This is a genomic window from Sporolactobacillus putidus, assembly GCF_014647035.1.
Lineage (GTDB): Bacteria > Bacillota > Bacilli > Bacillales > Sporolactobacillaceae > Sporolactobacillus > Sporolactobacillus putidus.
The window spans coordinates 1-15,327 of the sequence record NZ_BMOK01000013.1 but is presented as its reverse complement, the minus strand read 5'-3'; the positions used below and the strand labels follow the sequence as shown (position 1 = coordinate 15,327).

At 42.2% G+C, this 15,327-nt stretch carries 13 protein-coding genes and 1 pseudogene; 9 read left to right on the top strand and 5 right to left on the bottom strand.

Annotation, left to right across the window (positions count from 1 at the left end):
* The first annotated feature begins 193 nt into the window (after positions 1-193).
* From IEX81_RS13000 to IEX81_RS12985, 4 genes and pseudogenes are all read left to right on the top strand, one after another.
* Entirely contained in the window at positions 194-862 is a 669-nt protein-coding gene (locus IEX81_RS13000) for a GntR family transcriptional regulator (RefSeq protein WP_188804016.1), read from the top strand.
* 26 nt (positions 863-888) lie between these two features.
* Complete coding sequence (locus IEX81_RS12995) at positions 889-1,299, top strand: DUF2000 domain-containing protein (RefSeq protein WP_188804014.1); 411 nt, start codon at positions 889-891, stop codon at positions 1,297-1,299.
* Between the two features lie 39 nt (positions 1,300-1,338).
* A pseudogene (locus IEX81_RS12990) lies at positions 1,339-2,309 on the top strand (DMT family transporter).
* A 135-nt stretch (positions 2,310-2,444) separates the two neighbouring features.
* Complete coding sequence (locus tag IEX81_RS12985; RefSeq protein ID WP_188804012.1) at positions 2,445-3,056, top strand: TMEM175 family protein; 612 nt, start codon at positions 2,445-2,447, stop codon at positions 3,054-3,056.
* Between the two features lie 42 nt (positions 3,057-3,098).
* Here IEX81_RS12985 and IEX81_RS12980 read toward each other — a convergent pair whose 3' ends face one another.
* On the bottom strand, positions 3,099-3,494 hold the full coding sequence (locus IEX81_RS12980) for an iron chaperone (RefSeq protein WP_188804010.1): 396 nt from the start codon (positions 3,492-3,494) through the stop codon (positions 3,099-3,101).
* Between the two features lie 266 nt (positions 3,495-3,760).
* Between IEX81_RS12980 and IEX81_RS12975 the strand changes: the two genes are divergently transcribed.
* Positions 3,761-4,336: a class I SAM-dependent methyltransferase gene (locus IEX81_RS12975; protein WP_188804008.1), complete on the top strand. Its 576-nt coding sequence runs from the start codon at positions 3,761-3,763 to the stop codon at positions 4,334-4,336.
* 68 nt (positions 4,337-4,404) lie between these two features.
* On the opposite strand, the gene IEX81_RS12970 is transcribed toward IEX81_RS12975, so the two are convergent.
* From IEX81_RS12970 to IEX81_RS12960, 3 genes are all read right to left on the bottom strand, one after another.
* Positions 4,405-4,974: a DUF1697 domain-containing protein gene (locus IEX81_RS12970; protein ID WP_188804006.1), complete on the bottom strand. Its 570-nt coding sequence runs from the start codon at positions 4,972-4,974 to the stop codon at positions 4,405-4,407.
* Positions 4,975-5,062: 88 nt separating this feature from the next.
* Positions 5,063-5,449: a TfoX/Sxy family protein gene (locus tag IEX81_RS12965; protein WP_188804004.1), complete on the bottom strand. Its 387-nt coding sequence runs from the start codon at positions 5,447-5,449 to the stop codon at positions 5,063-5,065.
* A 283-nt stretch (positions 5,450-5,732) separates the two neighbouring features.
* The gene (locus IEX81_RS12960) at positions 5,733-7,262 is read right to left on the bottom strand and encodes a malate:quinone oxidoreductase (RefSeq protein WP_268239362.1); all 1,530 of its coding nucleotides are present in this window, start codon (positions 7,260-7,262) and stop codon (positions 5,733-5,735) included.
* An 808-nt stretch (positions 7,263-8,070) separates the two neighbouring features.
* Between IEX81_RS12960 and IEX81_RS12955 the strand changes: the two genes are divergently transcribed.
* The 3 genes from IEX81_RS12955 to IEX81_RS12945 all read left to right on the top strand — a co-directional run bounded on the left by IEX81_RS12955 (position 8,071) and on the right by IEX81_RS12945 (position 11,984).
* Positions 8,071-10,602 (top strand): GH32 C-terminal domain-containing protein, encoded by a 2,532-nt coding sequence (locus tag IEX81_RS12955; protein ID WP_188804000.1) that lies wholly within the window; start codon positions 8,071-8,073, stop codon positions 10,600-10,602.
* Between the two features lie 244 nt (positions 10,603-10,846).
* Complete coding sequence (locus IEX81_RS12950) at positions 10,847-11,281, top strand: MarR family winged helix-turn-helix transcriptional regulator (RefSeq protein ID WP_188803998.1); 435 nt, start codon at positions 10,847-10,849, stop codon at positions 11,279-11,281.
* Positions 11,282-11,459: 178 nt separating this feature from the next.
* Positions 11,460-11,984 (top strand): NAD(P)H-dependent oxidoreductase, encoded by a 525-nt coding sequence (locus IEX81_RS12945; protein ID WP_188803996.1) that lies wholly within the window; start codon positions 11,460-11,462, stop codon positions 11,982-11,984.
* Positions 11,985-12,825: 841 nt separating this feature from the next.
* Here IEX81_RS12945 and IEX81_RS12940 read toward each other — a convergent pair.
* Positions 12,826-13,086, bottom strand: coding sequence for a hypothetical protein (locus IEX81_RS12940; RefSeq protein ID WP_188803994.1), 261 nt, complete (start codon positions 13,084-13,086; stop codon positions 12,826-12,828).
* 641 nt (positions 13,087-13,727) lie between these two features.
* Between IEX81_RS12940 and IEX81_RS12935 the strand changes: the two genes are divergently transcribed.
* Complete coding sequence (locus IEX81_RS12935; RefSeq protein ID WP_229727613.1) at positions 13,728-15,245, top strand: AMP-binding protein; 1,518 nt, start codon at positions 13,728-13,730, stop codon at positions 15,243-15,245.
* Positions 15,246-15,327 lie beyond the last annotated feature (82 nt).

Below are 15,327 nucleotides of genomic sequence, written 5' to 3'. Positions count from 1 at the left end.
GCCGCGCCATTGACTTACTTGACAGTGTTTAAATTACATTCTGTCATCTTTTATACAATTTTAACGCACAAATCGGTCTCTCAAAACTATTTTTTGTGTTTGACTATTAAATATTAAAATGAACAGCAACAGTATTGATATATAAATACATATGTGATATATTTCTAATAAATCAAACATTTGGGATTACAATATGCCGATACCGAAAAACTATTCTTCTCCCGTCCGTTTATCTGCCAAGGATAAGGCATTTAATCAATTGCAACGATGTATTATTGATGGAACGCTTGAACCCGGAGAAAAACTATACGATTCGGAACTGGCAGAAACTCTCAGCATCAGCCGAACACCCATACGCGAAGCCCTGCAGCTGCTTGAAGTTCAGGGATTTATTGAGACGTTTCCCGGCAGAGAAACACGTATTACCCTGATTAAAAAGAAAGATGTTCTGAAAGTGTATCCCCCGCTTGCTTCGTTGCAAGCTTTGGCAGCTGAGGAAGCAGCTGAACTCATCACTCCGGAACAAGTTGAAGAGCTGAAGGCCATTAACCAAAAATATGAAGAAGCCATAAAAAATGGACAGCCATTTGACGCGATGACTTGTGATGAAGACTATCACAATCTCATTTTAAAGATTGCTGATAATCCGTACATCGATCGTTTTTCGGCAACCTTGCAGCTGCACATTCGACGCTTTAAATATGTTTTTCTAAAAAATGATCTTACCCTTAAAACAGATTCCGTAAAGGAACATGCCGCCGTTATTCAAGCTTTTAATGAACACAACCCTGAGTCAGCCTCAGCTGTTATGAGCCGGAACTGGCTGAGGCCCATGAACGAAGTTTATCGTCTTCTAAAATAGCAAAATTCATGAAAGGGGCATTCTCTATGAAGCTAAGCACAAAAATAACGGTTGTTATAAGAGAAGGACTGCAAATGTGGCAAGAGCTGAATATCACCGCATTTACAGTCAGCGGCATTGCCGGAACAGTAAAAGATATTATCGGTGAAAATTATGAAGACGGCTCCGGGCACATGTACCTGCCCATGTTCAAGCAGCCCGTATTAGTTTTCTCCGCGGACAAAGACCAAATTAAAAAGGTGCATCAGCGTGCGTTAAGCAGAGATATCCATCTCTCAATCTATACGGAGGAACTTTTCAAGACGGACAATGACCAGGATAACCGGGCGGCCGTTAAATCATGCAGGGATGAAGACCTTCAAATTGTCGGCATGGCGATGTATGGTCCGAAAAATACCGTTGACAAGATCGTGAAGGGGCTTTCTCTGCATAAATGATTTGATAGTAAATTAAAGTCAGGCAAGGGAGACCGCTAAATGAGAGCACAAGAGAAACAAAACAACGGCATCTATTATATTTTACTCTTACTTGTCCCGATATTTTGGGGCGGCGCTTTTGGAGCAACGAAACACGTGATCACCGAGATACCCCCCGTAACAGCTGCAACAATTCGTTTTGGATTAGCCAGTATTATTTTATTGACGATTACAGCGGTCAGATCTGAATGGAAAACAAATTTATCTAAAAAAAGCGGAATCGGTATCCTGTTCATGTCGCTCACCGGAATTTTTGGATACAATCTCTTTTTCTTTGAATCAATGAAATACACTTCGCCTATCAATGGATCTTTAATTATGGCGACGACACCCGTTTTTGTTGTCCTTGGTGCCGTTGTTTTCCTGAAAGAATCATGGAATCTCCGGATTGGTTTCGGTCTCCTGTTGTCTCTCTTTGGTGTATTTCTCGTGATCGTCAGGGGGTCGCTTCAGACGATCACGGCGCTAAAGTTCAACATCGGAGACCTCTTGCTTCTTACAGCGTTAGGCTGCTGGGTCGCCCACGGACTCATCGGGAAGGTTGTGATGAAGACCTGCTCCCCCTTTTGACGACAACAGTTACGATGTTGATCGGCTCATTTTTTCTGGCCATTGGTTCTTTTTTTGAGAATGGCTGGGGGAATGTGACTCATGTGTCTGTGCAAGCGTGGGCGGAAATGGCTTTTATGGTCCTATGCTCGACGGTCGTCGCTTTCTTTCTTTGGAATATGGGCATTCAAAAAATTGGAGCGAGCAGAACGAGCATGTATATGAATTTAGTCCCTATTAATGCCACGTGGATTTCGATGCTCTTCTATGGTTCGTCCATTACATGGCAGCAAATCATGGGTATGGCTTTAGTCATCATTGCGGTGTTCTTTTCAACAGGCAGCCCGGGACTCCATTTCAGCAAGTTCAGGCAGCATAAAAATGATCCATTGAAGAAAACTCAATGGATGATTAAAAAATAAACGGATTCAAAAATTCTGTTTATTCTTGAATCGCAAACACAGTTCATAAACTGCAGCGAATCGCGTACGTTGGATAAGTAATGGTCGAAACGGACGGGCTGATGTCTCATTTACAAATCGAGGGGAGATGAAATTATGGGCAAAAATAGGATTGAAGCATTTAGTGACGGTGTTTTTGCTATTGCCATAACCCTGCTGGTATTAAATATTAATAACCAGGATCTCATTAAAGCAGACATCACCTCAACCCTGATTCACCTTTACCCTAACATCCTGGCTTATATTCTCAGCTTTCTGATCATCGGTGTGTACTGGGTGGCCCATCACACGATGATCCATTTTGTCAGGACCATTGATCGGAATGCTTTATGGATTAATAACCTGACTTTACTCTTTATAGCCTTTATGCCCTTTCCAACTTTACTGATCAGCTGGCACTATAATGATCCGATCGCCATTACGATTTATTGTCTCACGCTTTCGATGACCAATCTGACAGGTTCCTGGTTTTGGCGGTATGTTTCAAAAAATAACCGTCACATTGAGAGAAACTTGTCGGAGAAATTTATCAAAAGAATTTTAATCATACATTTATGCCCGATAGGAATCTATGGTTTTGCCATCTGGTTTTCTTTTTATTCGATTTATCTCAGTTATATTTTAATCGCATTGGTACCCGCTTTTTTCATACTGCCGAACCCTTGGATACATAAAATGCTTTCAGTCGGCAAGAGAGAGAAACCTTAGAAATAAGAGATAAAATCATGTGTTTAATGGGATCAAAATATTTTAAATGGATTTCTTCTTTTTCAATTTGTCTTCTGCGCGTTTTATATTCTCAGCAACTCTGAATTTAACGATCTTGCTGATTAATTCGTAAGGCAGAGGATTTCCAATTGGAAACTGCACCGACCCTTTTGATCCCTTATATTTCGATAACTCTTGTTTAAAGGCGGTGATTCCGCTGGAAGTCGGATAAAATCCAATATGCTTTTTGTAGGCGGCAAAGTACACCAAATTTCCGTGCAACGCAAAAGCGGGCATTTGATAGCTGATCTTTTCTTCAGCTCCCGGTGCCGACTCTTTTATAACTTTCCTTAACGTTCTCAGTATGTCCTGAACCTCGGGAGGAAATTGTAAAATATATTCATCGATTGATTGAAATGTAATTTTGCTTCCCTCCATGATGTCTCCTTTCGTAAGCCTTGTTTAGTCGTTTTAATACCCTTTTCTTATAAGTCTCCCCGCCTCTGGATCTACACTTATGTATTTATATCTAGTATTTGCGGAAATGTATCGGTATTGTGTTTCCCCGGATGATCAAACGTTCATCTTTTAAAATAAGCATAAATGAACAAACTTTGCATCTCAATATGTTACATTTAAGGGAGAAAAATTTTCTGCTGGGGCAATCCTCCTTAAGAGATGAAACAAAAAAGTGGTGTATGGATATGAAATACAGAGAGTCGGGCATGCCGGATGAACAATTATGGAAAACTTTTTTCGATCCGGATCAGATTCTTGAGCAGATGGGCATTGGGCGAAACATTAATACACTGATTGATGTTGGCTGCGGATACGGAACTTTTTTAATACCGGCCGCTAAACGGATCAGCGGACAGGCCATAGGCATAGACATTGACCCGGAGATGATTGAGGCTTGCAGGACAAAGGCACTGAAGCAAAACCTGGAAAATGTCGCTCTCGTTTGCGGTGATATGTCCGCTGCAAACAGAGCCGAATCTCTTGAAAGGCATACAGAAACTGTTGATTACATCACGCTTTTCAATATCCTTCATTGTGAAAAGCCTCTGGCTTTACTGAGGAGCGCATATAACTTGCTGAACAGCAAAGGAAGGGCGGGCGTTATCCACTGGAAGTACGGGGACACGCCAAGAGGGCCCTCACTCGAAATCAGGCCGACACCCGAAAAAATCAGTGAATGGGCGGAAGAGGCAGGGTTTTCTTTACTCGATTCTTTTGATCTGCCGCCTTATCACTTTGGGCTGGTATTTGAAAAAAAATAAACAAAGAGCGGCACCACTTTATTGCATCTTTGCTTGCCTTGATGGTATGCAAAATCGAGGACAGAACTCTATTCCTTATCTGTCCTCGATTTTGCTAATGTATGAAGTCTGTTCATCGTTTTCCAATTGCGGATCGTCGCCGGCACGTCCAGCTTTTGAAGATGATTCGCAAGTTTGGAATGTCGAATACTATGCCGCAATAAAAGATAAATATCCCTGTTCACTATTCGACAATCATCTTCCCCACTCTTAAACCTGTTCAAGTCATCCATTTTTTGCTTTAAAGGGGGGTGGGTCAACAGGGCGACGTATAGGCTTTCTCCTTCTGAATTTGCCCATTCCGCTTCTTTAATTTCTTCCTCAGAAAATGGACAAACCCGGATCACCCGTTCTAACTCGGCGGCTGTTCTCAAAACGACAACGACTGGAAATCCAAAAATCGTTTCGATCTCGTTTTCTATTTTCTTACGAAGCGTATCTTCTTCATCATCGGATTCAAATAAAACATTGCCGCTCTGAATATACGTTTCTACCCGGTTAAGGCCGATGGATTCAAGTACATGTCTTAAATCGGCCATTTTTATCTTGTTTTTACCGCCCACGTTAATGCCCCTCAACAGAGCCAAATAAACAGTCACTTCGATAATCCTCCTGAATATTTTTCGAGTCGGCTTTTTTTCATGGGCCCTTTTTTTAAGCTCGCCGTCTTAAAGTAAAAAAATAGAATTATTTTCGTCCGGGTTTCCCTGATTTGGTTTTCTTCTCCTTTTTCACTTTAGGAGGAAGACTTTTTACATAGGAATATGAAATATCCAGCCATTTATGGGCAAATTCATCATCGGTCAGCTTGCTTTCCGGAACCTCAACATACTCCTTCATCATACGGCCGGGGGCAGGCTCAAAAGGCCTGATTTCATCGTTTTCAGCCTGAATTGCCGAGCGGTCGTTTTCAGATAATCTGAGGAAAACGATTTTGCCCTTCACGCCCGTCCACATATTGTCATTCACAAAATAGACCGAAGCCCCGAACATCATCTTCTTTTTGCACGCATAGCCCGCAACGAGTGTCGCCAGGTATTCTCCCAGATTCTGATCCGCTTTTTCCCAGTCCATGTTCATAGCCTCCTCGTAAATTTTGGGCTCTGTCATCTTATCCGTTGCTTTTCGCTCCACGCGCTCGCTTTCCGCGGGCGATCCGCGCACCTTCCGGTCAATCAACAAAGCACAAAATCAACATTGGGCTTTAAGCCCGATGTTGATACTAAAAAAGGACCTTTAATCTAAGGACAGATCAAAGGTTCTGTGTTTAGTTTCAATGATGTTCTATGCTTGACTCAATTCTTTTTCTCTTTTTTAATGATTGCCTTTTCAATCTTCTCTTCATAGAAACAAAGAGTTAACCCAAGCCGACTCTTGCCAGGGTCAGACCGAGCGTCCGCGCTGTTGACGTATAAATTTCTCGGAAAAGATCCGCGTTTTCCACGAGTGACACGCCATAAGAAGGAATCATTTCTTTTATTTTCGGTTGCCATACTTTCATCTGCTCTGGGAAGCATTTTTCTAATACATCAAGCATCACGTAAACGGCAGTTGAAGCACCCGGAGAAGCGCCGAGCAATGCGGCGATCGAGCCATCAGCAGCTGTAACAACTTCTGTACCAAATTGAAGAGTTCCCCTGCCGCCGGCTTCCGTATCTTTGATCACTTGCACACGTTGGCCCGCTACCACTAGATCCCAGTCCTCGCTTTTGGCGTTTGGAATAAACTCTCGTAATTCTTCCATACGCTTTTCATTCGATAACATCACTTGCTGGATCAGGTATTTTGTCAATGCCATCTGTTTGACACCTGCCGAGAGCATCGTGAAGACATTATTCAGTTTTACGGAACCTATCAAATCAAGGTTTGAGCCTGTTTTTAAGAACTTTGGCGAGAAACCGGCAAACGGTCCGAACAGCAATGTTTTCTTGCCCGCGATATATCTTGTATCAAGATGCGGAACAGACATTGGCGGAGCACCAATCTTAGCTTTCCCGTATACTTTGGCATGATGCTGCCGGGCAACTTCTGGATTGTTGCAGACCATAAAGAGTCCGCTGACCGGGAATCCTCCGATATGTTTGGACTCAGGAATGCCGGTTTTTTGAAGTAAAGGCAGACTTCCGCCCCCACCGCCGATAAAGACGAACTTTGCCGTATGGTATTCGATTTTACCGCTATCGATATCCTGCACTTTCACTTCCCATGAGCCGTCCGCACGTTTAATATCCTTAACGCGATGCTTGTAGTTTATCTCGACGTTTTTACTCTTTAAATGGTCAAACAACATGCGTGTTAAAGCCCCAAAGTTGACATCCGTTCCAGAGTCGATTTTTGTTGCCGCTATCGGTTCATTCGATGTACGACCTTCCATGATCAGCGGAATCCATTCCTTCAGCTTTTCAGGGTCATCGGAAAATTCCATTCCCTTAAACAAGGGATTATTTGACAGCGTTTTAAAACGTTTTTTCAAAAACGTTACATTTTTTTCCCCTTGTACGAAACTCATATGAGGGATCGGCATGATAAAGTCCTGCGGACGACGAATCAGATTGCTGTTTACAAGATAGGACCAAAACTGTCTTGAAAGCTGAAACTGTTCATTAATTTTTATCGCTTTGCTAATATCTATAGATCCGTCAGATTTTTCGGATGTATAGTTCAGCTCGCACAGCGCAGAATGGCCCGTACCCGCATTATTCCATTCGTTAGAGCTTTCCTCTCCCGCGTTTCCGAGTTTCTCAAACACTTTGATTTCCCATTCAGGTGCTAGCGTTTTCAATAACGATCCTAAAGTAGCGCTCATGACTCCTGCACCAATTAAGATCACATCTGTTTTTTTCTGTATATTGCTCATTGTAACCTTCCTTATCCCCTGTATTTGCATGAGCAGGCGCTCCTTTAGAAGTCACAAAAAGCAAGGCGGCACCCAGAACACACCATTTCTGCTTCAATTATAACGCTATCATAGTCTATTATAATTATTTATAGGTTAAAATATCTAGCACAAGACCCCAGAAACACAAAAACCATCACTTCTTGCAATGATTAGGGTCTTGGTTTACGTAACCAGTAAACTAGTAGACTCTTATTCGGATCGTATGTTTTATACGAACAAATATTCCCAAGTTAAGAAAAAAAGATATCCGGCATTGGTATTATGCATTATTTCAATTTAAGTAAGACTTGTGACGTGGTCTGTCTGCAATGCCTTGTTAATAAACGACAATCCAGAAATGGGAATGTCCCTTAAGGTAACTAAAAGCCATTTGCACCAAAATAACGGTAAAGTGATACGCTATATCCGGGCCGCCAACCGGTCAAAGATAGTGTGTTGAAACTACATTGCAAAACCTGGATGTGTGTCAAAAAACAGCTATTTTTTAAATAGTGAATCATGGACTTGATCCAACTGTTCTTAAATTTTGATACGCTTCTTTAATTCAGTTATTCAAGGCAAAAAAAGCGTTTTTATGAAAGCGTTTTATTTTTATGTTTTTTTTAATACATTAATTGGCATCAACATTGCAGGTATGAAAAAAGAATAGGGGGGAGGGGGGATAAACATTTGGTTTGATGAACCGGGAAAGCTTATCCGGTTATTAAATGAGCTGGATAGCAAAATCAAAATAGTTGTCTCGAAGTTCGGCGAGTAAACCAAGCATTTAGATCATAATCGAGAGAAGGTGTACCTTATGTTTAAGTACATTAGGCGTTTTGCAGGAAGAAAGAACAGGAGACGGGCGGTTACCGTCTTTGCAACGATTGCTCTGGTTCTGTCATTTACGCTGATCGGGGCCGTCAATGCGAAAAGCATCGCTTATACGGAGCCCTATCGTCCTCAGTTTCATTATTCACCAGCCCAAAATTGGATGAATGATCCTAATGGACTGATCTATTACAAGGGCGAATATCATCTGTTCTACCAGTATAACAAGTTTGGGACGACAGGAGGGAACGGTTCGTGGGGACATGCCGTGAGCAAGGATCTTGTCCATTGGAGAGAGCTTCCGGTAGCGATCCCTGTAGATGCCAATGAGGAGGTTTGGTCTGGGAGTGTCGTTTTCGATAGGACCAATTCGAGTGGTTTGGGAACATCTTCAAACCCACCGCTAGTTGCCATTTATACCAGTTTCCAGAAGTCTAGTGGAATTCAACGGCAAGCTTTGGCTTACAGCACCGACAATGGCACAATGTGGACGAAGTATGCTGGAAATCCGGTGCTTGACATTGGATCTCACAACTTTCGAGATCCCAAGGTCTTCTGGTATGAACCGACAAAAAGTTGGCGGATGGTTGTAGCTCTGTCAGATCAACATAAGGTTAGTATTTATTCCTCCCCCGATCTGAAAAGCTGGTCGTTACTGAGCGAATTTGGCCCTGACGGAGTCACTAACGCTGTTTGGGAGTGTCCGGATCTATTTCCAATGCCTTTGGATGGCAACAACAATAAGATAAAATGGGTACTGACTGTTAATGTTTTCGGTAAAACACAGTATTTTGTTGGGGACTTTAATGGTACCACATTCACCGATGGTGAACCGGCATACATTCCCCCAACTGGTTCGGTTCTCAACGATTTTGAAGGTCCGGACTATGGATTGTGGCAGACAACCGGAACGGCCTTCGGCACTGGTCCGGTCAAGGATGAGCCCGGTCCGACAGGATACATGGGACACGGGTTCGTGGATAGTTTCCACGGCAGCGATAGTGAAGTCGGTACCCTAACATCCCCGGTATTTACAATCAACCAAAACTACTTGAATTTTCTTATCGCCGGAGGTAATCATCCTTATGTAGCTAGTGCTTCGACCGCCCCGCCTCCGGGACAGATCTTTGAAGACTTTGAAGGAACCAGCTTGCCCGGATGGATAGGGACCGGTGATTTCGTCGGAATCGTTCCGGTCAAAGAAAATTTGAGCGGTATGTTAGGAAGTCAAGTTTTAGACACGTATCAAACCGGTGATAGCGCCGAAGGAACTCTGACGTCTCCGACGTTCACGATTAACTCTGATTATATCGATTTTCTTATCGCCGGAGGGGATCATCCTATCTCGTCGGGTCACCCTACAGTTCTTAATCTCATCATTGATGGGAATGTTGTAGCGAGTGCTACCGGTAATAATAGCCCGAATCTCGACTGGAAATTCTTTGACGTCAGGAATTATCGTGGCAAGCAGGCTACCTTACAAATCGTTGATCAAAATGATGGAAGCGGCGGCTGGGGACATCTCATGGTTGATAACATTGTCTTCTCCGATGTAAAGGCAATGCCCTGGGATTCTGAAACGGCTGTCAATCTTTTGGTCAACGGGCAGGTTGTTCGTACTGCAACCGGTAATGACAGCGCGGCATTGGACTGGGCATCTTGGGATTTGCATGATCTGCAGGGACAAAAGGCTCAGATTCAGATTGTTGACCGAAACACAGGGGGCTGGGGGCACATACTGGCTGATCAGTTTACCTTGGCCGATTCTCCCGCCACCAATGTTCTCCAGCGAGCTCATTGGATTGACCACGGACAGGATTTCTATGCAGCGGTCACCTACAACGATGCTCCTGCAGACCAGCGGATCATGATCGGCTGGATGAACAACTGGAACTATGCTAATGACATTCCAACTTCGCCTTGGCGGGGCGTGCAGTCCCTTCCTCGGGAGCTGAAGCTGCAAACCATAAACGGTAAGCCACAGATCACTCAGTTACCCGTTCGAGAGGCTAAGGATTTGGCACAAAGGGTCCAATATCAGCTGAAAAACACGCCCCTTGCCGATAGAGAAACCACACTGGGAGAAAATGCCTCAGGGAAAGCATACCGTTTGGACGTTACCTTTACGCCACAAACAGCAGAAAACTTCGGAGTGAATATCCGTACCGGAAACGGTGAGCAAACCACGATCGGCTATGATGCAGTGAACGGGCAACTCTACCTTGATCGCACAAAATCAGGGGATGTAAGCTTTAATGCATCCTTTCCAAGCATCGAGCGGGCAAACTTACCACTCCGGGATGGAAAAGTATCCCTACAGATCTATGTGGATTGGTCTTCCGTGGAAGTTTTCGCCAATGGCGGCTGGGTTGCTATAACTGATCAGATTTTCCCTAGTCCCGACAGTGATGGTATTCAGTTATTTTCAATGAGGGGAAGAACCCTAATTGATAATCTCAAAGTTTCTGTAATGCCGTCCATCTGGACCCACAATGAGATGCCAGTCAAGCCGCAGTAATGAGTTTATTCTGAATTTCCAAAATAAAAGCGCTTAACCCATATTTAGGCTAAGCGCTTTTTCTTCACTGAAAACAGCCATTTTGGGGATTTTATCAGAGCCTTCACCCTTCTGTATGATCCTTGTTTCAATTGTAAACGATTCTTCAACGGTACGAAAATACAAAGAGGCTGAGTCTTTTCATTTGCTCTTCATCGTCCTCTGTGTTAATTTGTATATGCAAATGAAATGGGGTCTGAGAAAAATGTGTGAAGAGAATCGGCTTTTAACCCGTTGTCTCTATTTTACTGCCAGCCGGTTTGCCCGCAACATCACGAAATTAGCTGAAAAAACGTTCGATGCCGATGATCTTGCGCCAACTTACCTGTACTTGATCATGACTGTCAGATTTCATCCGAACATTACGCAAAAAGAACTGTGCCGCAAATTGTCCATTGCTCCCTCAACGAGTACACGTTTTATCGATAAGCTTGAAAAACGAAAACTCGTGACACGAACGGCAAGCGGAAAGGAAACCAATATCGCTCTGACTGATGAGGGAGAAAAAATCTACAAGCATTTTCGAGAATCTCTCGAAGTACTGTTTGACCGTTATTCTGCGATCTTAGGTCCTGAATTCAGTGCGGATTTAAGCAAGATGCTTCATGAAGCAAGCAATAAGCTGGAACAGAACCAATAATTTTTTGTCTTTCATTTGCATATACAAATAAAAAACAAGGAGGTTTCCATTTTCTCAGATCCTGTGATTTCAATAATCGGTACCGGTCCTGGCATCCGTTTTGCCTCCGATCGGATTTTGATGTAATGCAATCGATCTGAATGTGAAATTATCATTAAGGAGAAAGGATAATCGACTAATGAAAATACTGGATATCGTCGCTCATCCTCACTTGGCACAGTCAAACGTCAACAGAATATGGATGAAGCGTTTAAACCAAGAAGAGAACATCACCGTTCATGACCTGTACAGCACTTATCCAAATGGAATCATCGATGTGAATAAAGAGCAGCAGCTTCTATCGGAACATGACCGAATCATTTTTCAGTTCCCTATGTATTGGTACAGCAGTCCTTCACTGCTTAAAGAATGGCAGGACGTTGTGCTTACATACGGCTGGGCCTATGGGTCTAATGGAACGAAATTAAGAGGAAAAGACTTCATATTGGCCATATCAATCGGCGGGTCGGAAGCCAATTATCAGGCAGGCGGTTCAAACCAATTCAGCGTCAGCGAACTCGTCAAGCCCTTCCAGGCGACCGCTAACCTGACCGGCATGCGCTTCCTCCCCGTTTTTAAAAAACTGGGTGTCCGTCTGTTCTCAAGTGAAGAGATTCAACAAAGTGCAGAAGAATTAGTCAAGTATCTCAAAGCAGAACATTGATTGAACCTGCTCCATGGATGCAATGACCTTGGTGGTGGATTGACTGCGTCCCATTGAATCCGTGACCTATCTATTCGCCTTACCATTTTAAATTAATATTTTTCCCTTTAAAAAGTGACACAAAAGCAGATTTTTGTGTCGTTTTTTTCTTATTAAATAACGCGTTGAAATAAAGATCTATACTGAGAACGTTGTTGCGCAATAAACACGAACTGTTCATAAAATCGATAGGAGTGAAGTAAAGATCTGACAATATATAATGGCTGAACTTTTTTGTCATGTTGACTCAGCTTGGTCCAATTTGAATTTCGGTTCGACTTTTGCTAGATTCGGTTCTACTTTTCAATAGTTCGGTTCGACTTCTTCCCGTTTCGGTTCAACTTCTCATTTTCGGTTCGATTTTTGCCGGATTCGGTACTACTTTTCAATATTTCGGTTCTACTTTTTCGCGTTTTGGCTCGACTTTCTCCTGATTGGGTTCAGCTTTCTAAATTCGATCGAACTGTTGGGCATTGTCCGTTAACTGCGCAGTAAAAAGTAGATATTATATTTGTTGTGATTTATGTCTAACGTAATAGAAAATGGAGTAAGCAAAAATGAGAGAGAAGCATATCACGAAAATAAATAAAGCCACTGATAAAACTGATTTAATCAGATGCAGATCATATTTTTGATTAAAAATCATTGAAAATTTTATAACGCCATTAGGTGAATTTGGAGCAATGTTTAATAAGAAAGATGTAATAATACTTATTGATATAGTCCAGAACAAAATTTTTATGATGTTTTTTAACGTATTTAAATTATTCAAGTTAATTTCATTTCCCTGATATTCTTCATTTTAATTTAATCTGTTAATATCCTTAGGAAGAATTACCTTTGTCAGTTTTTCATGACCGAAGATTCCTTTATTTTCATATACAACTTTTCCTTCAGATAAATCCTCAAACGACAACAATTGCAATTTTTTAACGTTAGTTAAATCAAGAGTAATGTTTATTAATGAATGGTCTGGTTTCTCACAGACAATGTTCAATTGAGACGAAAAAAAGTTGATCCCACCAATCACTAGGCGAATGGGGTAAACTTTGGGTTCAGCCATGTTAAGCACCTCATTCTGATCGTTAATCCTTACTCTTGCTCAATACCCATCAGCTACGCATCGTGTATTTCCTTAATTATAAGTCAGTAAAGATCACTTTGTCATGAAATCTATGTGTGAACCGTGGGATTCACATCATGTGTAAACACCTATTTTCTTGAATTGTTGTTTGTTTAATTTTAAAAGTACTGACTGGTACCCTTCCGATTAAACGACCTTATTTGATTTATCAACAAAAATAAGAAAGCCTACAAAATTCACCGGCAGATCGTATACGGCGCGTCTGTCTACGCCAAAGGTTTGCCCATCGGCAAGTTTTCTTCAGGATCAGCCTATCGATTCATTTTTTACCGTCAGGCTGATGCGGAAACAGCTTTTACAATTATCATGAAACATCTTTTACGTTTACTTCGTACACTTCAATTGTAATTCCCTTTTTTAATAATGTGAACTCTATATTCTAACTTCTGTTTTGCGTGTCCTTGCTTTTTTTATCGATGAGTGATATAAGAAAAACTTGACGAAGCCAAGGCTTTGACGACGGCCTGAGCCTTAGTTTTTCTTATACTAGACACCTCTAATCTTTTATTCATTGTACTTTCTTATTTGTATAAACAAAAACTGAATGTTTTTATTGGGGAGTGAAGGTTTTGACGTTGCAGATACCGGATCAGGTTAATTTATTTGATGAAATGGTGAAACAGGCGAAGCTGCATCCGAAAAAAGTGATTATTGAGGATGTCAATAGCTCGCTAACCTATAATCGATTTTTAATTGCTGTCAACATTATGAGTAAGAAAATTCATGAAGCCGTCAAAAACGAGGAACGAGTGGGTCTTTTTTTACCGAATGTAGCGGCGCATGTCATCGTATTGTTCTCGCTGTTTAAGAATGAACAGCAGCCGTGCATTTTAAATTTTACGATGGGAACACAGAACATTATCGACTGCATCGAGACGGCTTCTTTGAAAACGGTGATTACGTCCAGAGTATTTGTGAAGGCGGCCGATCTCGGTTATACCGTCGAAGAAATGGAGAAGCAGGTTAAAATCGTTTACCTGGAGGATTTACGGGATGGCATTTCTACTTTCCATAAATTGTCCGGACTGATTGAATCGCGGGTCTCGCGTTTCAAGAAAAGAGATTCCTCGCAAGTCGTCTTGTTTACCTCCGGAACCGAATCCAAACCAAAGGGCGTTATTCTGACCCATCGAAACATTTACGCGGATATCCAGCAAGTCTTTGCGCATATAGAAATCTGGGATACCGATCGAATTTTCAATCCGCTGCCGCTCTTTCATTCGTTTGGCATGACCGTGGGCGCTATCCTTCCGCTTGTCACAAATGTCAAAGTGTTCCTTTACCCCTCCCCGCTTCATTACAAGGAGGTTCCAAAGGCGATTGAAAAAGATAAAAGCACCCTATTTGTAGCGACAAATACTTTTTTTGAGAATTATGCTAAATTCGCCACGAAAGAACAGTTCCAAACGTTAAGAATTGTTGTAGCCGGCGGAGAAAAGCTGCAGAAGGACGTCATGGAACTCTATCAGAATAAATTCGGAATTACCCTTCTCCAGGGTTACGGGACAACGGAAACATCGCCGATTATTGCTTTGAATACGCCGGAGCAACATAAAGAGGGAACGGTAGGCAAACTGATCCCATTAATGGAAGCGAAGATTGCTAAAGTAGAGGGCGTTCAAGAAGGCGGCAACTTGCTGCTCAAAGGCCCGAATGTCATGAAGGGATATTTGATTCACGGAAAAGGGTTTGTGCCCTGCGGGGAATGGTACAATACCGGCGATATCGCGGAAATCGATGAAGAAGGATTTATTCGGATCATCGGCCGGCTCAAGCGATTTGCGAAAATAGCCGGTGAAATGATCTCGCTGAATAAAGTTGAGGAATTAGCACTCGAGTGCTTTGGCGAGTCTGTTTTCTACGCCGTGAGTATCCCGGATACCCGCAAAGGCGAACAAATTGTCATGTTCACGACAAAGCCCAAGATTTCATCAAGAGAATTTAAAAAGTTTATCAAGAGCAAAAAAATGTCGTTATTGTATATGCCTTCCGACATCAAATACGTAGAGGAAGTCCCGCTTTTAGGCAGCGGAAAACCAAACTATTGGGCATTGGAAAATTTAGCGAAAAATCAATAAAGCCATAGATATACGGGACTTTGTCAAATAGTGTTGATGGTCCATAGAACTCTATCTTTATGGTAGGGTTCTTTTTTTACTG

Bases quoted from the DNA above. Each gene is read 5' to 3' on its own strand.
- IEX81_RS12955 (WP_188804000.1), top strand. From the start codon at position 8,071: ATGTTTAAGTACATTAGGCGTTTTGCAGGAAGAAAGAACAGGAGACGG.
- IEX81_RS12965 (WP_188804004.1), bottom strand. From the start codon at position 5,449: ATGGACTGGGAAAAAGCGGATCAGAATCTGGGAGAATACCTGGCGACA.
- IEX81_RS12975 (WP_188804008.1), top strand. From the start codon at position 3,761: ATGAAATACAGAGAGTCGGGCATGCCGGATGAACAATTATGGAAAACT.
- IEX81_RS12980 (WP_188804010.1), bottom strand. From the start codon at position 3,494: ATGGAGGGAAGCAAAATTACATTTCAATCAATCGATGAATATATTTTA.
- IEX81_RS12995 (WP_188804014.1), top strand. From the start codon at position 889: ATGAAGCTAAGCACAAAAATAACGGTTGTTATAAGAGAAGGACTGCAA.
- IEX81_RS12985 (WP_188804012.1), top strand. From the start codon at position 2,445: ATGGGCAAAAATAGGATTGAAGCATTTAGTGACGGTGTTTTTGCTATT.
- IEX81_RS12940 (WP_188803994.1), bottom strand. From the start codon at position 13,086: ATGGCTGAACCCAAAGTTTACCCCATTCGCCTAGTGATTGGTGGGATC.
- IEX81_RS12950 (WP_188803998.1), top strand. From the start codon at position 10,847: ATGTGTGAAGAGAATCGGCTTTTAACCCGTTGTCTCTATTTTACTGCC.
- IEX81_RS12945 (WP_188803996.1), top strand. From the start codon at position 11,460: ATGAAAATACTGGATATCGTCGCTCATCCTCACTTGGCACAGTCAAAC.
- IEX81_RS12960 (WP_268239362.1), bottom strand. From the start codon at position 7,262: ATGCAAATACAGGGGATAAGGAAGGTTACAATGAGCAATATACAGAAA.
- IEX81_RS13000 (WP_188804016.1), top strand. From the start codon at position 194: ATGCCGATACCGAAAAACTATTCTTCTCCCGTCCGTTTATCTGCCAAG.